Genomic DNA, 24,303 nt, shown 5'->3' on the forward strand with positions numbered 1-24,303 from the left:
CGTAATTGTATAGCTTTTTAGTTTAGAAATAATATTAAATATTTTATTAAAACTTTAACTAACAGCCGTTTGTTTCGATTTTAACATTATCGCAGAATTTTGTAATTTGCATCGTCAATAAAAGTAAAAAAATAGAAAATATGTCAACACTAACATTTGCCGAAAAAATTGCTCAGGCAGAGAACTTTTTGCCGATCAATGGTACAGATTATATCGAGTTTTATGTGGGAAATGCAAAGCAGGCAGCTCATTATTATAAGACAGCGTTCGGTTTTCAGTCGGTTGCTTATGCAGGTCCGGAAACAGGTGTGAGAGATCGCGCATCTTATGTTCTTCAACAAGGAAAAATTAGATTAATTTTAACGACCGGTCTTAAATCTGACTCGCCAGTAAGCGAACATGTAAAAAAACACGGCGATGGAGTAAAAGTTTTGGCACTTTGGGTAGACGATGCTTATTCAGCTTTCGAAGAAACTACTAAGAGAGGTGGTAAACCTTATATGGAGCCTGTAACTCTGACTGATGAGCATGGTGAAGTAAAAATGTCCGGAATTTATACGTACGGAGAAACGGTTCACATGTTTATCGAAAGAAAAAACTATGCAGGACCTTTCATGCCTGGTTTCCAAAAATGGGAAAGCGATTACAAACCGGAAGAGGCAGGATTGCTGTATGTTGACCACTGTGTAGGAAACGTAGGCTGGGACAGAATGATCCCAACCGTTGAATGGTACGAAAAAGTAATGGGATTTGTCAACATTCTTTCATTTGATGACAAGCAGATTAACACAGAATATTCTGCATTGATGTCTAAAGTAATGTCGAACGGAAACGGTTTTGCTAAATTTCCTATTAACGAGCCTGCAGAAGGCAAGAAGAAATCTCAGGTTGAAGAGTATCTTGATTTCTATGAAGGAGAAGGTGTACAGCATATTGCAGTAGCGACAAAAGACATTATTCACACAGTTACTGAGCTTAAAAAACGTGGTGTTGAATTCCTTTCTGCTCCACCGGAAGCTTATTACGAGCTAGTTCCGGAAAGAGTTGGCCATATCGACGAAGATCTTAAAAAACTTCAGGATCTAGGAATCTTGATTGATCATGATGAAGAAGGCTATTTATTACAAATCTTCACAAAACCCGTAGAAGACCGCCCTACTCTTTTCTTTGAAATCATCGAAAGACACGGAGCACAAAGTTTTGGTGCAGGTAACTTCAAAGCACTTTTTGAAGCTCTAGAAAGAGAGCAGGAAAAAAGAGGTAATCTTTAATTTTTTAAACTAAATATAGGGTTTTGTCAGGATGCAGATCTTGACAAAACTTTTTTATAAACACAAGCTTATGAGAAAATTTTTCATCTTAACATTGTTTTTTACAGGTTTTGCTTTAAAAGCACAAAACTATGGAGCTATCAATGAAATTCTCGATCGTCTAGAGGAAAGGAAAGGTATCAATCAGCATCTTGAAAATGTAAGCATTGAAGACAAAAAATTTGTTCTGATAAAAGATTTTGAAGATCATACCGAAAGAAGTTTCATCATCCTCAAAGGTAAAGAAGCAACCTATGTTGAAATGTTTGATGATAAATCTACAGGACAAAGTACATCCAATGTTTTTTCGGGAGATATCATTAGAAAAAAGAATATCATTTCGCTGCGTGCCGACAAACTTGAAAATAAAAAGATTCCGATTCCGGTTTCAAAAACGCTTCTTTTGACCAAGCAAAAAGATATTATTTATCTGATAGACATCAACTCAAGAGACCGATGGATCGATGAAGAATCTTACTCTAAAAAAACAAAGTAATGGTCATCTTTTGGGCTTTAAACCAAACTTATAAAAAATTTTACAACCTTTTTTAAAGGCAAAAGTCACGAGTAAATGATGAAGAAAAAGAGGTAAACAAGTTTGCAAAACATAGAATATATTTTGTAAACCTTCAATTTCATGAAAAACTTTTGTTTCTTTTTCAGGTAAAAAAAAACTTTATGCATTAAAAATTTTCGCTAACACTTGAAAGACTTTACTTTTTAATCTCAATCAAACTATCACATTATGAAATCATTTGTAGAATATAATTTAAATTCAGACTTTTCAATACACAATATTCCTTTCGGAGTTGCCGTATTTAATAAAGAATTCATCGCTTGTTGTACAAGAATTGGCGACCAGGTTGTTGATCTTGCGCTCTTATACGATCTTTCGTATTTTGAAGAAATCGCAGGCTTAGATGACAACGTTTTCGAAGCATATACGCTGAATGAATTCATTGAATTAGGAAAACCCGTGACCAACGCGGTTCGTTTAAGAATTCAGGAATTATTACAGGAAGGTTCTACTTTATCAAAAGACGAAAAGACCATTGAAGATGCATTCTACGATCTAGATCAGGTAAAAATGATCATGCCATTACATATTCCAAATTACACAGATTTTTATAGCAGCATCGAGCATGCAACCAATGTTGGAAAAATGTTCCGTGATCCGGCAAATGCATTACTTCCCAACTGGAAACATCTACCGGTTGGATACCACGGAAGAGCTTCATCCATCGTTGTTTCCGGAACAGATATTAACCGCCCAAAAGGCCAAATGAAACCGGCAGACGCAGACAAACCTGTTTTTGGTCCTTGCAAACAGCTGGATTTTGAATTGGAAATGGCTTTCATCATCAATCAAAATACCGAAATGGGAGAAAGCGTTTCTACAAAAGATGCAGAAAATGCAATTTTCGGAATGGTAGTGTTCAACGATTGGTCAGCAAGAGATATCCAGTCTTGGGAATACGTTCCGCTAGGACCGTTTTTGGCTAAAAATTTCGGTTCATCAGTTTCTCCATGGGTAGTAACTCTGGAAGCATTGGAACCATTCCGAACTGCTTCTCCTACTCAGGATCCTGAAGTTTTAGATTATTTAAAATTTGAAGGAGATAAAAATTACGACATTAATCTTGAAGTGTACATTCAGCCAGAAAATGGCGAAGAAAACCTAATTTCTGAAAGTAACTACAAACACATGTACTGGAACATGACGCAGCAATTAGCTCATCACACAGTGAACGGTTGTAATATTGAAGTGGGTGATCTATACGCAAGCGGAACCATCTCAGGAAGTGATCCAAAATCTTTCGGTTCTATGCTTGAATTAACTTGGAGAGGTCAAAACCCGATAACATTAAGCAACGGACAGGAAAGAAAATTCATTGATGACAATGATACGGTAACGATGAAAGCCTGGGCTGAAAAAGATGGTGTAAGAGTAGGTTTCGGGGAGGTTTCCGGAAAAATCATTCCTACTAAATAATTCTTTAACCACAAAACATTTAACACATAAGTCACAAAGAAAAATTATTTTTTTGTGCAAATTTAGAACACATGAGATTGAAAATCTACCGATTTTCAAAAACGCATCAATGACAAGCATGGAAATAACGAAGAAATACATTGATGAGCTTACTTATAAAATTGTAGGTGCATGTATTGAAGTTCATAAAATTGTTGGTCCCGGTCTTTATGAAGATGTATATCACAAATGCCTACAGAGAGAATTCGATTTATTGGGACTAAAATATAAAAGCGAATTAGAAATTCCTTTGATATATAAAGAACTAAATATTAATTGCAAAGTAAAATGTGATTTTTTGATTGAGGATTTAATTATTTTAGAAATAAAATCGGTAGAAGAACTTCATAAAATTCACAAAGCACAAACTATGAATTACATGAATCTTTTAAAAGTTCCAAAGTCAATATTGGTTAATTTTAATGTCTATAATTTATACAATGACGGAACAGAAACCTTTGTCAGTAAAGATTTTGAAAAACTTGCATAAATAAAAATCTATTGATTTTTATTCTTATGTGTTCTAAAATATTTTCAAACAATTGATGTTAAATCTAATGTGACTTATGTGTCAAAAATCAATCTTTTAAATGAAAACACTCATCCCTTCAGAAATATCCTCAGTACAACTGCAAACGATTATGCAGACCGCCGTTTCACCAAGACCGATTGCATTGGCTTCTACGGTTGATAAACACGGAAACATCAATTTATCGCCGTTCAGTTTTTTTAATATGTTCAGTACTGTTCCTCCGATTTTGATTTTTTCACCTTCGAGAAGAGTTCGCGACAATACCACAAAACATACTTTAGAAAATGTTTTAGAAGTTCCTGAAGTCGTAATAGGAACTGTGAACTTTCCCATTGTACAGCAGATTTCTTTGGCTTCCACGGAATATGGCGACGGTGTCAATGAGTTCATTAAATCTGGTCTGACGATGAAAGATGCCGATTTGGTGAAACCGAAATTGATTGCAGAATGTCCAGTAAATTTTGAATGTCAGGTTTTAGAAATAAAATCATTGGGAGATCAGGGTGGAGCAGGAAATCTAGTAATCTGTGAGGTGAAAAAAATTCATATCAGAGAAGAATATCTTAATGCAGAAGGAAATTTAGATCAGGCAAAATTAGATATGGTGGCGCGTTTAGGTGGCAATTGGTACTCGAGAAACAACGAGAATAATCTTTTTGAAGTTCCAAAACCTTTAATCACTAAAGGAATTGGCTTTGACTCGCTTCCAGATTCAATCAAATTCAGTAAAGTCTTTACAGGGAACGATTTGGGAATGCTTGCGAATGTAGAAGTCTTACCTTCAGATCAATGTCATGATGATGAAAATGTACATTTGGAAGCTCAGAAGTTCCTATTGGAAAGTAGAATTGAGAAAGCATGGCAAATCTTGGTAAAATAAATTAATAAAATAATATTAGATGAAGAGAAGTATTATTTTATTAATTGTTCTTATTGCACTCCAGTCATGCTATTATCCTGTAAGGAAAGATTATGGTATTTACAGCAAATCACTGGTATTTTCAAAAAATAAAAAGTGGCTGATCAATAATATCAATACAGATGTCAATTCGCATCACAGAGAGTTGATGAATAAGGAAGTTTTGCAATTATTTAACGAAATGAGCGGAGGTAATGCATCCGATATGAAAACGGCAAAATCTGAAAATATTATTCAAAACTACATTCCCTCTGACCCTCAACCAGAGGATTTGGAAGTATTGAAAAACAGCTCAGACTATAATTATCTGGTGAATGTTTACACATTTAAGGTCAGAAACGCATTAGACAACACCATTGGAGTACAAAGCCAGTACAAAAGCAATGAAACCTTTGCGATGATGGATGTTTACGATATTAAAACACTGAAGAAAATGTATTCTTTTAAAGCATATTCAGAAGTGGGTATAGACAAGGATCAGAAGGTTACCATTTTCACCCCGACTACTGAAATGATGACGATGAAAAATTTCAGAAGTTTAATAAAATCGGTAAAGAAAAATGCAATAAAAACCGATACTTCTCCGTAGATAAACTGTAAAAAGACAGCTTTCGAAAAGCTGTCTTTTTACTTAAAATTTATTCATTCACTATTTTCTTATTGATAAATTCAATGCATTTTTCGACGACTATATGTAAATCTTGAGGTAGATTATCTTCTTCCCAAGGTTCTTTGGCTCCAAAAACGTGATTTCCATTTTCAACCAAAAACAGTTCAGTATTCGGATTTAAAATATGAAGATGCTCTGCATTTTTTACGTCGACACCTTCATCAGAGGTACCATGAACAATCAAAACATGCGCTTTTGCCATTTCCATCGAACGTTCTACATCAAATCGGTGTGGATCATTGGTAAAATCTTTATAAAATTGATAATAATGTGGCATTTGCTGTTTCGTCCTACCATTTTCTACGTAATAAACTCCTTTATTTTTCCAGTTTTCAAATGCCTCTTCTTTCGGAAAACGTTCGAGATTATCGACACTTGCCAAAGTGATTAATCCGTTAATTCTGATGTCTTCGCAGGTCTTAATGATTGAAATTCCTCCTCCACGACTATGACCTATTAGAACTATCTTATGGTCATCCACTTTTGGATCTTTAGCAAAATAATCGATTACGAAACTCAAATCTGAAATTTCTTTAGAATAATTATTATTTCCAAAAGCCTCCAAATCATCAAAACCGGTAGGATTCACCAAAGTAGTACCATTGTGTGAAAAATTAAATTTAACAAAGAAAAAACCAGCTTTTGCAAATTTTTCAGCCATCAAATTCCATGCTCCCCAATCTTTATAACCTTTATAGCCATGAACGAAGACAACTAAGGGTAATTTCTCATCGGTTTCAGGATAGAATGCATCGGCAAGGAAATTTTTGGTTTCAGGATTTTTAAGAAGTATGTTAATCTGTTTTATTAATGCCATAAATATTAATTTTTCGCCTCTTCAAATAATAATTACATTTGTGTAATATTTATTTTAACTTAAATATATGAAAAAATCATTACTCTTTTTACTTTCACTCTCATTTTCCTTCGCAATTGGGCAGATTACAAAGAATGTTTTTTTTGTAGGAAACAGTTATACTTACACCAATAATTTACCCGAATTAATAAACTTCATCGCAGCTTCTACAGGAGATGTACTAAATTACCAAAGTCATACAATAGGTGGTGCAACACTAAAGCAACATGCACAAAACCAAGCGGTAACTTCAGTAATTAATCAAGGAAATTGGGATTACGTTGTTCTTCAGGAACAAAGCCAGATACCTTCTTTTCCTACCACGTACATACAAACAGAAATGCATCCTTACGCAAAACAACTTGCTGATCTTACCAAAAGCTCAAATGCCTGCGGAAATCCTATTTTTTTTATGACTTGGGGCTACAGAACTGGCGATGCTACAAACTGTGCCAATGGAAATACTTTGGTTTGTACTTACGAAGGCATGGATGATTTAATTGCAAGCCGATACACAGACATGGCACAAATAAACGAAGGTCTCATTTCTCCGGTTGGCAAAGTATGGAGAACGATAAGACAACAATACCCTTTAATGGATTTGTATTCAAGCGATGGTTCACATCCCAGTTATTTGGGTTCTATGGCAGCGGCTTACACATTTTATACTATTTTATTTAAAAAAAATCCAGAATTGGCAACTTTCAACGGAAATTTAACTACCACAGAATCGCAGGTTATCAAAAGCATTGTAAAAAATACAGTCTATGATCATCTTAATACATGGTTAATCGAAGCAAATGATGTAGCCAGCAGATTTGGATATCAAACAATAGGAACATCTACCGTTCAATTCACAAACCAAACGCAAAATGCGACCATTTTTGCATGGAATTTTGGAGACGGAAACATTTCAGCTTTAGAAAATCCAACTCATACTTATTCTGCGCCTGGAAATTATCAGGTAAGCCTTACAACCAATGCATGCGGAATTAATTCCACTAAAACAAAATCTGTTACGATCAGCAATCTGGGGATAAATGAATTTAATGGTAATCCGGTTCAAATTTATCCTAATCCGGTTCATAATTTTGTAAATATTATTACAGATCAAAAATTATCAATTATTTCTTTAACAGATATTTCGGGACGTGCTCTCAAGCATGATTTGAAAAAAACTGAAAATGGCTACACCATTCCTTTATATCATGCGATAAACGGAGTTTACTTTTTGAAATATAAAACCGCAGAAAAAGAATACACTAAAAAAATTATCAAAAAATAGCTCTAATTTTGCATCATGTCAAATTTAAGAACAGTTACTGTACAACGCTATATCCTTCCGCTTCGTGAAGGTGGCTCACTTCCTGCTTTGGCAGAAGCCGATGATGATTTTAAGTATGTTTTAAAATTCCGTGGTGCAGGTCATGGAACCAAAATGTTGATTTCAGAACTTTTAGGCGGAAAAATCACGGAAGCATTAGATCTGAAAATTCCAGAATTGGTTTTTGCAAATCTCGATGTAGATTTTGGAAGAACAGAAGCTGATGAAGAAATTCAGGATCTGCTTAAATTTTCTGAAGGTCTAAATTTAGGTCTTCATTATCTTTCAGAGTCTATCGCATTCGATTCTAGTATAAAAGTTGATCCCTTTTTAGCTTCAAAAATTGTCTGGCTCGATGCGTTTATCACCAACATCGACCGTACTTTTAAAAACACCAATCTTTTGATGTGGCATAAAGAATTGTGGGTGATTGATAACGGTGCATCATTTTACTTCCATCATTCTTGGCAGAATTTTGATACTGCGGCGAAAACGCCATTCAAATACATTAAAGATCACGTTCTTCTTCCTCAAGCAACAAAATTGGACGAAGCTGAAAAGTATGCGCATGAAGTTTTAAATGATGAGATTTTCAGAGAAATCGTCAATCTTATTCCTGAAGATTGGTTGCATTGGAACGATGTCGAAGAAAGTCCTGATGAAATTCGTGAAGTATATTTCAACTTTTTGAAGACCCGATTAGAAAATTCACAAATCTTTGTAAACGAAGCTAAAAATGCAAGAGGATAAAATATACGAATACGCCGTTATACGCCTTGTTCCTAAAGTTGAGAGAGAAGAGTTTTTCAACATTGGGCTGATTATGTTTTCAAAACGTGAGAAATTCATAAGGGTAGAATTTTACCTCTGTCCGGATAAATTTAAACTGATTAAAAGCAAATTAGATTACGACGACATCATTCAGAATCTCGAAAGTTTTCAAAAAATTGCTAACGGCGCAAAAGACGGAGGACCTATTGCCCAAATGGAAATACCAGACAGATTTCGTTGGCTGACTGCCGTGAGAAGCGCTGTGGTACAGACTTCGAGACCGCATCCGGGAAAATCTAAAGACCTGGAAAAGACTTTTGGTAAACTTTTTGAGGAGTTAGTAAAATAACACACTCAACAATTTAGTTTATGAATTCACCCAAGAACAATATACATATCAGCAGGTTTTTTCTAAACCTGTTTTTTATTTTCTTTTTTTCAGCATCCTTATTTGCGCAAACAGCAAAAAGCACTCTACTGCAGCAGAAAACTGCCGTGTCTGAAGACATTACCTACAAAAAAGATAGTCAGGGCAAAGACCTCAAATTGGATATATACAGACCTAAAAATTCAGGAAGGGAAAAATTGCCGGTTGTTATTTTCCTGCATGGTGGTGCATGGGCACTTGGAGATAAGGTAATAGCCCCTGAAAATTATGTCGAACAGACGATTTTAAAACTGACAGAAAAAAACTTTGCTGTATTGAGTGTTAATTACCGTTTGGTAAGTGATGACGTTCATTTCCCGGGTCCTATTGAAGATTCTAAGGATGCGGTAAGATGGGTAAGAAAAAATGCAGATCAATATGGTTTTGATGCAGAAAACATCGGTTATTGGGGCGTTTCTGCAGGAGCTCATCTTTCGCTGCTTTCTGCTTACACACCCGATAATGAATTTGTTGGAGACCAGGAGCTTTCAAAGTACTCAGGAAAAGTAAATTATGTGGTTGATAATTTCGGGCCTACCGATATGAACCGACTTCTTCATACCAGAGCACCAAAGCCTTTACTTTTCATCGTTGGTTTAATCTCAAAAAAGATCATCGATATTAGAACAAAAATTGCAAAAGGAATGACAGGTTATGACGTTAATACTGAAAGAAAAAAAGTGATTGAATTTTGTAAAACCATTTCACCACTATCTTATACTCAAAATACTGTTCCTACTTTAATACTTCATGGCGACAAAGATAAAATAGCACCGGTCAGACATTCAAAACGGTTAAATAAAATGCTAAAAAGAACAAACACGCCACATGAATTTATTATCGTAAAAAAAGGAAACCACGGTTTTAAAGATACAGATAAAGCCTATCAAAACGATCTTAATGATAAAATGGTAAGTTTTATAGAATCACAAAACAAGTGAAATTTCAGATAGAAAATCTATTGATAGACAATATATTTTTTCAAAAAGAAGCAATAGTTTAAAATGTTACAAATCATATAATTAAAGAAAAACAATCCTTGAAAATACGATAATTTTGCTAAATTGATATACATTTTGATCCGTTTTGTATATAAAATAAGTACCTTGGCCGAATGCTTACATTATTAATAATAAAATAGCAAAAACCCTAATTATTTATTTATATTAAACTAAAAGGATATGGAATTTCTAAATGGAATTAATGCACTGACTTTAGTGTTCACATCACTGCTCATCTTTGCAATTGCTTACCGTTTTTACGGAATTTTCTTAGCGAACAAAGTGCTCCGTTTGAATGATAAAAACACAACGCCAGCCGTAGAATTTGCAGACGGAAAAGATTATGTCGCAACCAACAAAAATGTGCTTTTCGGACATCACTTTGCAGCTATCGCAGCGGCAGGACCATTAGTAGGACCCGTTTTGGCAGCACAATTCGGTTATCTTCCCGGTGCCATCTGGATTTTAATTGGCTGTGTTCTGGGAGGTGGAGTTCACGATATGGTGGTTCTTTTCGCATCGGTTCGGCACAAAGGACAGAGTTTAGCGACTATAGCATCCAAAGAAATTGGGAAGACCACAGGAACTGTTGCCGGCTTTGCGATTTTATTCATATTAATTCTAACACTTGCAGGATTATCATTAGCCTGTATCAATGCGATGCACGAAGCTTCATGGTCATTATTTACCGTTGTTATCACCATGCCGATCGCCATCATTATGGGACTGATTATGCGTTACAGAAAAAACTCGGTCACTTTTGCAAGTATTCTCGGTGGCATTCTGTTGATTGCAGGAATTATCGGCGGACACAGTTTAATGCAGAATGAGACGATGAATAATATGTTTACATGGGACATCAAAACCATTTCAATAGCCATTCCTTTATACGGATTTTTAGCTTCTGTGCTTCCTGTTTGGTTGCTTTTGGTTCCTAGAGATTATCTTTCAACCTATTTAAAAATCGGAACGATTATCATGTTGGCTATTGGAGTGATTGTAATTCACCCAACCATTCAAATGCCCGCTCTTACAGAATTTATAAACGGTGGTGGCCCCGTTATTGGCGGTCCTGTTTTACCATTTATTTTTATTGTTATTGCTTGTGGAGCAATTTCTGGATTTCATGCTGTAATTGCGACTGGAACAACTCCAAAAATGCTGAACAGAGAAAAAGAAATTCTATTCGTGGGATATGGAGCAATGTTGGTTGAAGGATTTGTGGCTTTAATGGCTTTAATTGCAGCATGTACACTAATGCCTGGAGATTATTTTGCCATCAACACCCCAAAAGATACTTACGATGCATTCTTAGCAACACATCCAAACTTACACGGTGTTGATATTGATTATTTCTCAGAAAGAATCGGGATTGATTTGCACGGAAGAACCGGAGGTGCCGTTTCTTTGGCAGTCGGAATGGCTCATATTTTCAACAAAATCCCATACATGGATCAGCTGATGGCATATTGGTACAACTTTGCGATTATGTTTGAAGCGGTATTTATTTTGACCGCAATCGACGCGGGAACAAGAGTAGGAAGATTCTTTCTACAGGAAATGTTGGGTTCTGTGATTCCTAAATTTAATGATAAGAATTGGACACCGGGAATTATCATCAGCAGTTTACTGTTCACTTTTGCCTGGGGTTATCTTGTTTTTACCGGAAATGTAAGCAGCATCTGGCCACTCTTCGGAATCAGTAATCAATTGCTCGCCGCTTGTGGATTAATCGTCTGTACGACAATGCTTATTCGTCTCAATCGAGGAAAATATGCGCTCTGTTCGGCAATTCCGGGAGTTTTTATGGCGATTATTACATTTTGGGCAGGCTACATTCAGGTGATGGATATTTATATTCCAAAACAGCAATATTTACTGGCGACTTTGGCGGTTGTTGCGATGGTTCTGATGCTTGTGGTTTTCGTGGGAGCATTCAGAAAATGGTATCAGCTGTTACAGGTGAAGACTTCGCACACCGATTTTTATGGTGAGACTGTGAAGGAATTGGTAGAGAGATAATTTGTAAATTAATATTAAAAAAAGAGACGCAATTTGATTTTGCGTCTCTTCTTTTTTAAAGCTTTATTTAATTTTAAAATATCAATTTTTCTTAAGTTTCTCAACTCTTTTAATCTCATTCAAAAGCAAAGGAAAAGCAGGATGAGCCATTCCGCCGTGATCAAAACCGTCTAACTCATATAAAACCGTTTCTTTATGGCCTTTCAGTTTCATCATTCTCCACATGTAAGCGTTTTCTTCATATCTGCCAAGAAGTTCTTTTTCTCTGTCACCAGTAATTAAAAGCAAAGGTGATGCATCAGCACGGATAAAATGAAGAGGAGCCATTTCATCGATTCTGGCATCAAGTTCTTCAATTCCTTTTTCTTTTCTGGTGGTAAAGTGGCTGATCATCTGTCCGCTGAACGGTATAATTCCGGCAAGCCTGTTTGCATCAATTTTATATTTATTTAAATAAGATTTATCCAAACCTACCATCGAAGCAAGATATCCGCCCGCAGAATGACCGGTAATGAAAATTAAATCTTCACTTCCGCCGTATTTTTTAATATTATTAAAAACCCACGCGGTTGCAGCAGCAGCATCTTCTATATATTTCGGAGCTTTTACCCTGGGTGAAAGCCTGTAATTGACAGCAATAATGGCAACTCCCTTATTTTTGAGTTCTTCCGGAATGTGTTTTTCCCCTCCCGTAATTCCGCCACCATGAAACCAGATGATGGTTGAAAAATTCTTTACATTTTTCGGGACATAAATATCCAAAACACATCTTTCGTTGATGTAAGCGTCGGATCTATCTGTTTTGTCATCATAATAATGAACGTTGGAAATAGTTTGATATTCCTGTGCGTAAATTTGAACGGATATAATGGCGATCAAGAATAGTTGGAGGAGTTTTTTCATTTTGAATATTTTGATTTTTAAATATACACAATTAAATTTCCTAAGGATTCTGCTTTTCGAGGAAAAAATAAAATACAAAAACAGAGACAAATCCCAACAGTCATAAGGATTTGAACATCAGATTTAGTCTAATAATTTTTTCAGAGCGAACTGAAACTATTTTGCTAAAATAATCTATCCTAAAAACGATAGCCAATACTCAATCCCAGTCTCAGCACCTGATCATGATCTGTTTTGTCTGCATTAAAAATAAGTCTTCCATAACCTGCATTAGCTTCGCAAACAAAACCTTTTTTGGTGACTAACTTCCAACCCAAACCCGCACCTAATGCTACATCATTAACATCTGTATTCTCAGTAAATGTCAAATGATCTGCAGAATAGATTTTTTTTCCGTCTATGGATGTGAACATTCCAAAACCTTCTGCAAAAAAACCAGAATCATATTTTTTACCAAAATAATATCTGTAATATGGGGAAATATAATAATTCATATCCTCCTCTTTTCTATTGTCAAAAACAAAAAATCCGGAGATACCTACTGAGGTGTTTTTGTTAAGAAATCGTTCATATCCTACCTCAACTGCTCCGGTTAGTGGCGTGAAAAGATTCACTTTAATTTCATTGTTTTTCTGGTAAGGATCTGCATCAGTTTCCTGAGCATTAAGAGAATAAAAAGTGCATAAAATAATGAGTGCTAAAAGTTTGTTTTTCATAAAAAAGTAATTTTAAATATCTGAGTGCAAAACTCATTTAATCAAAATTAAAACAGGTTTCAAAAGCTTAAAACTGTATAAAATGGCACTTATTTAACATTGTTTTTATATTCATTTGGTGTTTGACCAGTTACTTTTTTAAAAGAATTATAGAAAGTTGTTTTAGAGGTAAACCCAGCCTCTAATCCCATCGTCAACAGATTGTAGTTTTCAAATTCAGGATTTGAAATCATTTCTTTCACAGATTCCACCCGATACCGATTGATGTAATGAGCAAAATTATCTCCCGTCACCACATTTATAATTTGTGAAACATAGCCTGCGCTTATTCCCAGTTTCTCGGCTACTTTCTCTCTGTTGAGTGTACTGTCCGTATAAATATACTGCTCTCTACAAAGAATTTCCAGTTTCTGAAAATAAATATTATCTGCAGTAATTGATTCCCGATAATCCCCTGTGGTGATAACCTCTTCTGCTAAGCTATCTTCCGTAATTCCCAAATGAACTGTCGACATTGCTAAATCGTTGTTTAAAAAATTATAAATAGCTTCTTTATTTTTCGCCAGTTTATATTTATAAATTCCAATATAAGCTGTCCAATGAATGATAAACGTTGCAGCCAAAGCCAAAACACTCATCGTAGAAGAAATATCAGATTGAAAAAACAGCCCAGTGAGGTAAGTTGTCAACCAGACAGTTAACAATAAATACAGGATTGTCAATAATATGGTGATCCATTTTTTCTCCCGGAAATCTTTTAAATACTGAATCATGGAATAAGAGTAAAAAGGCAGAAACATGATAAAAAAGACAGCCATGGCAAGCTGAATTATCTGCAGAATATTAATAATTGACATGTAAGAATCCGGAATTTTATAAATCCCCGCAACAACATCAAGACAAATTATTGTATTTAGAATACTGTTGTAGACAAATGGTATGTAGCACAAATACGTTTTTTGTCGGCTTTTCACATTATCATCAATGCGGTTGATAATAAACAGAAATATGAAAGCAGGTAAAAGGAATATCCAGTCGATATTGTCTAAAAAACGTAATAATGGATATGTTTGAAATACACCCTGAATTTCAAAAACATAATTCAGCAACACAATTGAGAGTACGAACAGTAAAAATGCTAAATATCTATTGGATTTACTGTTGAAAAGAGCAGATTTCAAGATAACTAAGCCTAAGATCATTCCCTGAAAAACAGCGATATTTAAAAGTGTTGTGTAAATCAATTTGTAAAGCTAAAATAGGTTTTAAATATAGCTCATTCGCGTGAATTACTAATAGAAGTTTTATAGATTAACTTTTTTTAAGGAATTGAAACATGAGTTAGGCAGAATGGCTTGTTATTTTTCGATTTGAATAATCTTGAAAATAATGTGATTTATCTATGAAACTTTTGGAGGTTCTAATTCCTGAGCTTTACTTTTAAACTCAAATATTTTAGAAGTTTCAGTAAGCTTTAATGATTTTTTAGTTTTATAAATCCATTCTGAAAAATCACTTAAACTCTTAGGAGCATGACTACTGTGAACCCAAATTGTTTTGTTTAAATCATCATTATTTATGTAAAAGCTGTAATGTTCTCCATCTTGATAATTTTCAAAATATAATGTATCGTACATCTTAAAGTTGACGTTTTCAATAAAGCTGTCTAATTTCTTTTTTTGAAACTTACTAAGTTTGGATACATAATTTGTTTTACTCAAAGCAGCCTTCGTGTCGTTCGGTGACCAATGTTCACGTATAAAAACTGAATCAATATCTGTATTAAATTTTATCGAAAAACTTGTCTCAAAAGTATTTCCATAAGTAAAATCAAATTGTTCAAATTCTTTCTTTTTGCAATTGATAAGCAAAAATAGAATCAACAAAATAATCATCTTATGTTTCATGGGTTTTGATTAAATCTTCGTCAGCTTCGCATATTTCAAAATCAAATTTTTCTCACCTTCATGAAGGAAAACCACTTTTGCTTTGATATTCTGAGGATCAGTTCCATCCAAAAATTTCACTTCACCAATTCCGAAACGGTCGTGTCTCACTTTGTCACCGACTTCAATATCCTGCGAAGAAGCTCCGCTTGGATTGATTATTTTTGCAGTGGCCACAGGTTTTAGCTTTCTCGGTTCGGCAATCGGTTTATCACTTTCCGTTTTCGAGATTGTTTTCTTTTCGATTTTTTTGAAGCTCTTCATTTCGGAAGGATGTTCATCAAAAATATTGGAAGTAATCCCTGCGTTGTTGATAAATCTCTTTTCTATGGCAGGATTTAAAAATTCAATATATTCTTCATCCACTTCACTCAAAAACCTGGATGGTTCAGCATCGGTAATTTTCCCCCATTGGAAACGTGACACTGCGTATGAGAAAAATGCCTGTTTTTCAGCTCGAGTTAAAGCAACATAAAACAAACGTCTTTCTTCCTCCAAATCTTCTCGGGTTGCCGAACTCATAAAACTTGGGAAAAGATTTTCTTCTAAGCCAACCAAGTGAATAACCGGAAATTCAAGACCTTTTGAAAGGTGAATGGTCATCAGGGAAACCATGTCTTCATTATCATCTTTTCTTTGAGTATCTGCAGAAAGTGCAATGTTTTCAAGGAAGTTCGGTAGACTTGGGTCACCATCTTCAATCTGTTGCTGCTCTTCGATGAAACCCTGCATCGAGTTCATTAATTCCTGCACGTTTTCAACACGCGAAATTCCTTCAGGAGTCTGGTCATCTTTTAAAAATTTAATCAAACCGCTTCGCTTAGCCACTTCCATTGCAACACTATAGGCTGTTTCCGTTTTCAGCAAAACCTGAAACGCTTTGATCATTGACCAGAAATCGCTCAGTTTGGTTAAAACACCGTTGTTGAATTTCAATTGCGGCGCATATATTCCCAAATTGTCTAAAACTTTAGACACCGGAAGATTTTGCGAATCTGCAAAAACGATTAATTTATTTTGAGTGGTTTCACCAATTCCTCTTGTCGGATAATTGATGATTCTCATTAAAGCTTCAGAATCATTTTCGTTCACCAAAAGACGAAGATATCCGATCAGATCTTTAACTTCTTTTCTTTGGTAAAAAGACAAACCTCCATATACTTTATAAGGAATATTCTTTCTTCTCAAAGAGTCTTCAAAGGCTCTTGTCTGAGAGTTGGTACGGTACAAAATCGCAAAATCACTGAACTTTTTCTGCTCTCTGTTGCTCAGTTCCCAAATATTTCCGGCTACGAAATTGGCTTCATCTGCATCAGAAAGCGAACGGTACACCTTGATTTTTTCGCCTACTTCATTTTCACTGAAAACGTTTTTCTTAAACTGCTGCAGGTTTTTAGCGATCACCACATTTGCAGCATTCACTATATTTTGTGTCGAGCGGTAATTCTGTTCCAAAGAAACCGTCACTGCATCCGGATAATCTTTTTTGAAATTTAAAATATTGTAAATATTTGCACCACGGAAAGAGTAAATCGACTGTGCATCGTCTCCCACCACGCAAATATTCTCAAATTTTGAAGCTAAGGCTTTTACTATTAAATACTGAGAGTGGTTCGTATCCTGGTACTCATCCACCAAAATATATCTAAATCTGTCTTGGTATTTTGCTAAAACTTCAGGAAACCTTGTTAACAATTCATTGGTTTTTAGCAATAAATCATCAAAATCCATTGAGCCGTTTTTATAACAGGCTTCTACATATTTTTCGTAAATTTTTCCTATGAATTTCATATTGGCCTTTTCGTCAGCTTCCATTAATTCAGGATTGTTGTAGTATGCCTTTACGGTGATCAGATTATTTTTATAATTTGATATTCTCGCCTGAACTTTTTTAGGTTTGTATAGGTCGGCATCGATATTCATGTCTTTCAATACTTTCCTAATGACGTTCAAAGCATCCTGCTGATCGTAAATTGTAAAGTTTGATGGATAACCTAAATAATGCGCTTCACTTCTCAAAATTCTTGCAAAAACTGAGTGAAATGTTCCCATCCATAAGCTTCTCGCATTGCTTTGTCCCACCACTTTGGCAATACGTTCTTTCATTTCTTTTGCCGCTTTATTGGTAAAGGTCAATGCCAAAATATTGAAAGGATCTACACCGTTAGTAATCAAATGAGCAATACGCATTGTTAGTACACGCGTTTTACCGGAACCTGCTCCTGCAAGCACCATTAGAGGTCCTTGTAACGTGGTAACAGCTTCATATTGTGATTCGTTGAGTCCTTTCAGATAATCCATACAGCAAAAAAAATTTGGGAACACAAAATTAGTGTATTATAAGGAGAATTCAAATGATGAATATTGAACTTGGCATATTTTAAGTTCTAGATGTTTGTCGCCACGAAATCACGAATTATAATGCTAAATTTTAAAAATGGTTTTTGTTTTTCTTTTTAATTTCTAAAACTTTTTAAGCACAACTTACTTTATATTATCCTAGCAGCTTAAATTTTCACAATAGATTATCGAAATTTATGGCAAAAAAAATCAGCAAAATAAAATTCCGCTGATTCATTATATTTTAAATTTATTTGGCGTACGTTTTCAATCTATCTACCATATCTCCTAAGTCAAAGGGTTTTGCAATAAATGCATCTGCTCCCGCATCCAAAGCTGACTGTTCCAGGCCTCGACTTGCTGACATAATCAATACAGGAATATCTTTTAAATTTTCATCTGCTTTGATTTCTTTGCAAATATCCCTCCCGTCTTCTCCGGAAAGCCACATATCCATTAAAATCACATTAGGTTTAGAATCTGCATGTAATGTCTTCAGCATATCTGAGCCTTTATAAAATTTTTCAATCTCAAATCCTTCAAAATCAAGCATCATCTCTATCGAATCTACGATTGCAGGACTATCATCTACTACTAAAACTTTTGTTGCGTTAGGCATTTTGTTGTATTTTTTTTCTTTTGGGAATTTCGAAGCAAAAATCAGACCCCTTTTCTTCTGTGGAAGATACGTAGATGCGCCCCTCAGATCTTTTGATGATCTCAGAAGAAATATAGAGCCCAAGCCCAAGCCCGGGGAAAGTATAATCTTTAGAGCCACTTACTCTGTAATACTGTTCAAAAACTTTATTGTGTTTGTCTGAAGGAATTCCAATTCCAAAATCTTTTACACTGAACGTAACCATATTATCCTTCAATTCGGTTGCTACAATCACTTGGTCGGCATCAGGAGAATATTTAACTGCATTACTGATCAGATTACTCATCACCTGAGAAATCCGATGTCGGTCTGCATACACATTTCCGATATAAGATGGGTGGAGAATTATTTTGTGCCTTGAAGTCATTTGTTGTTCCGCTACAATTTCTTCGGTCAGTTGATCAAAATCAAATTCAGACTCATTCAGCTGTATTTTACCGTTCTGTATTTTGGTTACATCAAGCAGATCACTGATTAAAACGGTGAGCAGATCAATTTGACCATCCATTTTTCTGGCAACCTCAGCATTTTTCAGATCATCCTTTTTTATGAGATTTTTTTCGATAAACTGTGTATAGATTTTTAAACTCGTCAAAGGAGTCTTTAATTCGTGGCTTGCAATTCCTAGGAAATTATCTTTTTGGGTCTGCAACTGCTTGAAATCATCGATATCGGTAAATGTACCAATCCATTGTGATACATCGCCATTTTCATCATAGGTAGGAATTGCCCGTCCCAGAAACCAACGATATTCTCCGTGATTCTTGAGATCTATAAATTGATATTCCATTTCAAAAGGTGTAGCGTTTTTCACACTTTCTGCCCAAACAGCTTCAACCTTTGCATGAACTTCTGGAGTAAGCACTCTTTTGAATCCTTCGGAAGGTTTTTCATTTCTATCGAAACCCGTGTACTTATACCAATTATCATTCATGTAGGTCACTTCTCCATCTTTATCACAAGTCCATACAAACTGTGGCATTGAATCTGCCAAGTCTCTGAATCTTTCTTCTCTTTTTTGTATTTCTTGACGGGCAATGACCAAATCGGTAACATCAACTGCCATATTGTGTATCGCATACACCTCACCATTAGCATTTTTAAGAGGTTTATAAGAAAAATTAAAATAATAACTCTGTAGTTTTCCGTCAACCACTAAATCTACTTGATCTTCTGTAGCTGTATAAGTTTTCCCTGTTTTAAAAATATCTTTAAGAATAGCAATGAAGGGCTGACCTTCCAGTTCCGGCAAGGCATCTTCCAGTTTAAGCCCAATCACAGAGGCATCTTTCCCCCAGGTTTTAAGCATTAAATCATTCGCCAACTCTATATATAATTCATCTGTACGATAAATTGCTGTGGAGTAATCTGAATTTTTTATTAAATCTTCAAACCTGTATTCGCTTTCCATTAATTTTCTTTCGGAAATTACTTGATTGGTAACTTCCGTTGCGACAACACTTACCCCTATGATTTTCTTTTCATCATTATACACCGGGGAATATATAAAATTGAAAAAATGCTCTTCTAATATCCCCGATTTCTCTAAAAAAACCGGAAGTTTATCTCCTTTGAAAATTTCACCTCTTCCATACACGTTATCAAAGATCTCCATAAACCCCTGAGATCTCACTTCAGGTAAGGCTTCAAACAGAGGTTTACCTATTACAGAAGAATCACGTCCCCACAATTCTAAAATCTGCGGATTGGCATTCTGTATAATGAGGTCATCGCCAATCAACAAGCACATTGCCACTGGAGCTTGGCTAAACAATGTAATCAATGAACCCAGCGATACATTTTGTTCTAAAAAACTTTTCATGACGTGTATATTGCTCTTTGAAATTAATTCTTAAAATGGAAGAATGTTGTAGTAAAAATCAAATTCAGATTCCATCTTTTAAAACTACAAAATTTTATTAAAAATTTGTAACAATTCATGTATTTTTGACACTCATTGACAAAACAATTTCTATTTATGAAAAAACGACTTCTTAGTGTTGCAGCTGCTGCTTTTTTTGGAGTAATGCTGAATGCACAACAAATCAAATTCGAAGAGTATGATTTACCAAATGGTATGCACGTAATTCTTCACCAAGATAATTCTGCTCCTGTAGTTACTACAGCGGTAATGTACCATGTAGGTGCAAAAGATGAGGTTAAAGGAAGAACTGGTTTTGCTCACTTTTTTGAGCACCTTTTATTTGAAGGTACGCCAAATATCAAAAGAGGAGAATGGTTTAAAATAGTCTCTTCAAACGGAGGGCAGAACAATGCCAACACAAGCATGGACAGAACGTATTACTATGAAACTTTCCCTTCAAACAATGAACAATTAGGTCTTTGGATGGAAGCAGAAAGATTACGTCATGCTGAAATTAACCAAATTGGTGTTGACACTCAGAGAGAGGTTGTAAAAGAAGAGAAGAGATTAAGAATGGATAACTCGCCTTACGGAAACCTTTTTAACACGATTCAACAAAATCTTTTCACCAATCACCCATACCACGGTTCTGTAATTGGTTCTATTGACGATTTGAATGGTGCAAAACTAGAAGAGTTCAAAGCTTTCTATAAAAAATATTATGTTCCAAACAACGCTACTTTGGTGGTTGCCGGAGACATCAAACCTGAGCAAACTAAAAAATGGATTCTTGAATACTACGGAAGTATTCCTAAAGGAACTGTAACTCCTAAAAACTTCCCTAAAGACGAGCCGATAACAAAAGAGAAAGAAGTAACTGCTACTGATGCAAACATTCAGCTTCCAGCTTATATCTTTGCATACAGAACACCTAGCAACAAAGAGAGAGATGCTTACGTTTTAGATATGCTTTCTTCTTATTTAAGTAACGGTAAATCTTCAGTTTTATACAAAAAATTGGTAGATCAGGATAAAAAAGCACTTCAGGTAGCGGCTTTCAACCAAGGTATGGAAGACTACAGCGTTTTTGCATTCTTTGCAATCCCAATGGGAGCTACAACGAAGCAGGTTTTACAGAATGACATCGATGCTGAAATTAAAAAAGTACAGACTACTTTAATTTCTGACGAAGATTATCAAAAACTTCAAAACCAATATGAGAATCAGTTTGTGAATACCAATTCAAGCATTCAGGGGATTGCTTCTTCATTGGCGACAAGCCACGTTTTGATGGGAGATACCAATTTAATCAACAAAGAAATAGACATCTACAAATCTATTACGAAGCAAGATTTGCAAAATGCTGCTAAGAAGTATCTTAATTCAAACCAAAGAGTAATCATCAATTACGTACCTGAAAAAAAATAATCTCTTTTAGACCTTACGTTTTAAAAGAATTATTAAAATTAAATTTTTACAAATGAAAAAGCAATTAACATATATAGCAGTAGCATTTTTATTCACAGGAATGCTTTCTGCACAAAAAATTGATCTTAATGCAATGCCAAAACCAGGTCCTACGCCTGCCATCAACATTGCACAACCAAAAACTTTCCAGTTAAAGAACGGTTTAACGGTAATGGTCGTTGAAAACAACAAATTACCAAGAGTAAACATGAGCCTTTCGATGGACAGACAACCTTATTACGAGGGGAATATCGCAGGGGTGAGCGAAATCATGGCAAGCCAGCTGGATAACGGAACAACTACTTTAAGCAAAGACGAATTCAACAAAAAGATTGATTATTTGGGAGCAAGTTTAAATTTCTCTTCTGCCGGAGCTTCTGCCAATTCTCTTTCAAAATACTTTCCGCAGGTATTGACTTTAATGTCTGATGCCATCATTAATCCTAAATTCTCTGCAGAAGAAATTGAAACAGCTAAACAAAGAACAATTGAAGGATTAAAATCTGAAGAGAAAAACGCTTCGTCTATTGCATCAAGAGTTTCTAATGCATTGGCTTATGGAAAAAATACATCCAGAGGTGAATTTGAAACAGAAGAATCTGTCAAAAAAATCACATTAGCCGATGTGCAAAATGTTTACAAAAAATACTACGCTCCAGATAATGCTTATTTGGTAATTGTAGGTGATGTAAAATTAGATCAGATCAAGCCATTGGTGGAAAAAGCATTCAACAACTGGAAAAAAGCGGATACTAAATTCGCTGCTCTTGAACCAGCTGCGAATGTTGCTAAAACTGAAATCAACATAGTAGATGTACCTTCTGCCGTGCAGTCTGTAGTTTCTGTAGGAAACCTTAACTCATTGAAGATGAGTGATCCAAATTACTTCCCTGCAACCATTGCTAACTACATCCTTGGAGGTGGTGGTGAAGCCAGACTTTTCATGAACCTTCGTGAGAAAAACGGTTTTACTTATGGTGCATATTCTAGCATGACGGCAAGCAAATATTCTCCTGAGTTTTCAGCTGAAGCAAGCGTAAGAAATGAAGTTACCGATAAGGCTGTAAAAGAATTCATGAATGAATTAAATGGAATCTCTACGGTAAAACCTGAAGAATTGGCTAATGCCAAAGCTAAATTGAAAGGAAGTTTCATCATGGCTCTTGAGCAACCTGCAACGATTGCCAGATTTGCCGTAAACCAAAAGGTAAACAATCTTCCTGCTGATTTCTATACCAACTATCTGAAGTCAATAGATAAAGTAACGGCAGCTGATGTTTCAAATGCTGTAAAAGCGAATGTTTTACCAAACCAAAGCAGAATTTTCATCGCTGGTAAAGCGTCTGATATTTCTGAAGGATTGGAAAAATTAGGATATCCTGTAAAATATTTTGATGCCAACGCTAATCCTGTTGCAAAACCAGTTGCTCAAAAAGTTGACGCCAACGTAACAGTAGCGTCAGTTGTCGATAAATATATTACTGCTATCGGTGGAAAGGCAAATATTGCTAAAGTTTCTTCTTACACAATGACAGCTTCAATGTCTATGCAAGGTCAAACTATTGATTTTAAAACTGTAAAAGCTCAAGGTGGAAAAGAACTTAATATCGTTTCGATGGGAGCAATGACCCTTCAGAAACAAGTTTTTGACGGTAAAACAGGATTCTCTGAGCAACAAGGGCAAAAAGTTGCCATGACTAAAGAAGAAATCGCTGATAACCTTAAGAATACTGAGCTTTTCGAAGAATTAGGTTTTGCTAAGTCTGCAGATTACAAATTGGCAGGAATTGAAAAAATTGGTGGAGAAGATTCATATGCTATTAAAAATGCCGACAAAGCATATTACTACAGCGTAAAAACCGGTCTTAAAACAGGAGAAACTGAAACTGTAAAACAGCAGGGTCAGGAAATGACTGTTCCTACTGTATATTCTAATTATAAAGATGTTTCTGGTGTGAAAATGCCTTATACGATTACTGTTAATCAAATGGGTATGGACATGACCATGAATGTAAAATCTTACGAAGTGAATCAGGCTAAAGACACTGATTTCAAATAAGATTACAGATATCATTAAAAAGCGGCAACAATTGTTGCCGCTTTTTGTTTTTAGTGAAATCTTTATTTTGCGGTTCTGTAAAAAAACATTAAATTTGCCCATTCAAAAAGATATTAGAATTAATGGATACTATATTTACACTATTGATGGTTCTTATTATGATTGCCAGCATTTTATTGGTAATCGTTGTTATGGCGCAAAACCCTAAAGGTGGCGGTCTTTCAAGTACATTCGGAGGTGCATCTTCTGCACAGTTCGGAGTACAAAGAACCAACGACTTTATGGAGAAGTCTACATGGACTTTAGGAGCGGTAATTATCGTTCTTATCTTAATCAGCGTAGTTGTTACAGGGAAACCTAAACAAGCAGCTCCGGTTATTCCTACAGCTCCTACCCAAACAGAAGCTCCAGCTAATCAAACAGCTCCAGCTTCTAAAACGACAGCTCCGGTAAGTACTCCGGCGACTAAATAAGAAATACTTTATT

General features: G+C 35.3%; 22 protein-coding genes. 14 read left to right on the plus strand and 8 right to left on the minus strand.

Annotated features, from left to right (window positions below; translation table 11 throughout):
• The first annotated feature begins 140 nt into the window (after window positions 1-140).
• The 6 genes from hppD to AR685_RS11105 all read left to right on the plus strand — a co-directional run bounded on the left by hppD (window position 141) and on the right by AR685_RS11105 (window position 5,382).
• The gene (gene hppD, locus AR685_RS11080) at window positions 141-1,271 is read left to right on the plus strand and encodes a 4-hydroxyphenylpyruvate dioxygenase (protein WP_047446551.1); all 1,131 of its coding nucleotides are present in this window, start codon (window positions 141-143) and stop codon (window positions 1,269-1,271) included.
• 70 nt (window positions 1,272-1,341) lie between these two features.
• Window positions 1,342-1,806, plus strand: coding sequence for a hypothetical protein (locus AR685_RS11085; RefSeq protein WP_047446819.1), 465 nt, complete (start codon window positions 1,342-1,344; stop codon window positions 1,804-1,806).
• Between the two features lie 249 nt (window positions 1,807-2,055).
• Window positions 2,056-3,303 carry a fumarylacetoacetase gene (fahA, locus tag AR685_RS11090; RefSeq protein ID WP_059124604.1) on the plus strand — a complete coding sequence of 416 codons (1,248 nt, stop codon included), beginning with the start codon at window positions 2,056-2,058 and terminating at the stop codon, window positions 3,301-3,303.
• A gap of 109 nt (window positions 3,304-3,412) precedes the next feature.
• Window positions 3,413-3,832: a GxxExxY protein gene (locus AR685_RS11095; protein WP_228376433.1), complete on the plus strand. Its 420-nt coding sequence runs from the start codon at window positions 3,413-3,415 to the stop codon at window positions 3,830-3,832.
• A gap of 100 nt (window positions 3,833-3,932) precedes the next feature.
• Window positions 3,933-4,754, plus strand: a complete 822-nt coding sequence (locus tag AR685_RS11100; protein ID WP_059124606.1) for a flavin reductase family protein — start codon at window positions 3,933-3,935, stop codon at window positions 4,752-4,754.
• Between the two features lie 19 nt (window positions 4,755-4,773).
• The gene (locus tag AR685_RS11105; RefSeq protein ID WP_059124607.1) at window positions 4,774-5,382 is read left to right on the plus strand and encodes a hypothetical protein; all 609 of its coding nucleotides are present in this window, start codon (window positions 4,774-4,776) and stop codon (window positions 5,380-5,382) included.
• A 49-nt stretch (window positions 5,383-5,431) separates the two neighbouring features.
• On the opposite strand, the gene AR685_RS11110 is transcribed toward AR685_RS11105, so the two are convergent.
• Entirely contained in the window at window positions 5,432-6,280 is an 849-nt protein-coding gene (locus AR685_RS11110; RefSeq protein ID WP_059124608.1) for an alpha/beta hydrolase family protein, read from the minus strand.
• 67 nt (window positions 6,281-6,347) lie between these two features.
• Here AR685_RS11110 and AR685_RS11115 point away from each other — a divergent pair, with 67 nt between their 5' ends.
• The 5 genes from AR685_RS11115 to AR685_RS11135 all read left to right on the plus strand — a co-directional run bounded on the left by AR685_RS11115 (window position 6,348) and on the right by AR685_RS11135 (window position 11,864).
• A complete protein-coding gene (locus tag AR685_RS11115; protein ID WP_059124609.1) occupies window positions 6,348-7,604 on the plus strand; it encodes a DUF4886 domain-containing protein in 1,257 nt (418 codons plus the stop codon).
• A 15-nt stretch (window positions 7,605-7,619) separates the two neighbouring features.
• The gene (locus AR685_RS11120) at window positions 7,620-8,393 is read left to right on the plus strand and encodes a HipA family kinase (protein ID WP_047446565.1); all 774 of its coding nucleotides are present in this window, start codon (window positions 7,620-7,622) and stop codon (window positions 8,391-8,393) included.
• Window positions 8,380-8,763 (plus strand): DUF3037 domain-containing protein, encoded by a 384-nt coding sequence (locus AR685_RS11125; protein ID WP_047446567.1) that lies wholly within the window; start codon window positions 8,380-8,382, stop codon window positions 8,761-8,763. The genes AR685_RS11120 and AR685_RS11125 overlap by 14 nt, the downstream gene beginning before the upstream one ends.
• A 20-nt stretch (window positions 8,764-8,783) precedes the next feature.
• Window positions 8,784-9,782, plus strand: a complete 999-nt coding sequence (locus AR685_RS11130; protein ID WP_059124610.1) for an alpha/beta hydrolase — start codon at window positions 8,784-8,786, stop codon at window positions 9,780-9,782.
• 240 nt (window positions 9,783-10,022) lie between these two features.
• The gene (locus AR685_RS11135; RefSeq protein WP_185096014.1) at window positions 10,023-11,864 is read left to right on the plus strand and encodes a carbon starvation protein A; all 1,842 of its coding nucleotides are present in this window, start codon (window positions 10,023-10,025) and stop codon (window positions 11,862-11,864) included.
• Between the two features lie 81 nt (window positions 11,865-11,945).
• On the opposite strand, the gene AR685_RS11140 is transcribed toward AR685_RS11135, so the two are convergent.
• From AR685_RS11140 to AR685_RS11170, 7 genes are all read right to left on the minus strand, one after another.
• Entirely contained in the window at window positions 11,946-12,767 is an 822-nt protein-coding gene (locus AR685_RS11140; protein ID WP_047446571.1) for an alpha/beta hydrolase, read from the minus strand.
• A gap of 179 nt (window positions 12,768-12,946) precedes the next feature.
• Window positions 12,947-13,483 carry a DUF3575 domain-containing protein gene (locus tag AR685_RS11145; RefSeq protein ID WP_059124611.1) on the minus strand — a complete coding sequence of 179 codons (537 nt, stop codon included), beginning with the start codon at window positions 13,481-13,483 and terminating at the stop codon, window positions 12,947-12,949.
• A gap of 89 nt (window positions 13,484-13,572) precedes the next feature.
• Window positions 13,573-14,727 carry a helix-turn-helix domain-containing protein gene (locus AR685_RS11150; protein WP_059124612.1) on the minus strand — a complete coding sequence of 385 codons (1,155 nt, stop codon included), beginning with the start codon at window positions 14,725-14,727 and terminating at the stop codon, window positions 13,573-13,575.
• A 156-nt stretch (window positions 14,728-14,883) separates the two neighbouring features.
• Window positions 14,884-15,390 (minus strand): hypothetical protein, encoded by a 507-nt coding sequence (locus AR685_RS11155; protein ID WP_059124613.1) that lies wholly within the window; start codon window positions 15,388-15,390, stop codon window positions 14,884-14,886.
• A gap of 9 nt (window positions 15,391-15,399) precedes the next feature.
• Window positions 15,400-17,730 (minus strand): ATP-dependent helicase, encoded by a 2,331-nt coding sequence (locus tag AR685_RS11160; protein ID WP_047446579.1) that lies wholly within the window; start codon window positions 17,728-17,730, stop codon window positions 15,400-15,402.
• 289 nt (window positions 17,731-18,019) lie between these two features.
• Complete coding sequence (locus tag AR685_RS11165) at window positions 18,020-18,388, minus strand: response regulator transcription factor (RefSeq protein WP_047446581.1); 369 nt, start codon at window positions 18,386-18,388, stop codon at window positions 18,020-18,022.
• Window positions 18,381-20,249 (minus strand): PAS domain-containing protein, encoded by a 1,869-nt coding sequence (locus tag AR685_RS11170; protein WP_047446583.1) that lies wholly within the window; start codon window positions 20,247-20,249, stop codon window positions 18,381-18,383. The genes AR685_RS11165 and AR685_RS11170 overlap by 8 nt, the downstream gene beginning before the upstream one ends.
• Before the next feature lie 156 nt (window positions 20,250-20,405).
• Here AR685_RS11170 and AR685_RS11175 point away from each other — a divergent pair, with 156 nt between their 5' ends.
• The 3 genes from AR685_RS11175 (at window position 20,406) to secG (ending at window position 24,290) form a co-directional block, all read left to right on the plus strand.
• Window positions 20,406-21,719 (plus strand): M16 family metallopeptidase, encoded by a 1,314-nt coding sequence (locus tag AR685_RS11175; RefSeq protein WP_047446586.1) that lies wholly within the window; start codon window positions 20,406-20,408, stop codon window positions 21,717-21,719.
• Between the two features lie 52 nt (window positions 21,720-21,771).
• Window positions 21,772-23,817: a M16 family metallopeptidase gene (locus AR685_RS11180; protein WP_047446588.1), complete on the plus strand. Its 2,046-nt coding sequence runs from the start codon at window positions 21,772-21,774 to the stop codon at window positions 23,815-23,817.
• A gap of 122 nt (window positions 23,818-23,939) precedes the next feature.
• Complete coding sequence (gene secG, locus AR685_RS11185; RefSeq protein ID WP_059124614.1) at window positions 23,940-24,290, plus strand: preprotein translocase subunit SecG; 351 nt, start codon at window positions 23,940-23,942, stop codon at window positions 24,288-24,290.
• Window positions 24,291-24,303 lie beyond the last annotated feature (13 nt).

It is taken from the genome of Chryseobacterium sp. JAH, assembly GCF_001507335.1.
Taxonomy (GTDB): domain Bacteria; phylum Bacteroidota; class Bacteroidia; order Flavobacteriales; family Weeksellaceae; genus Chryseobacterium.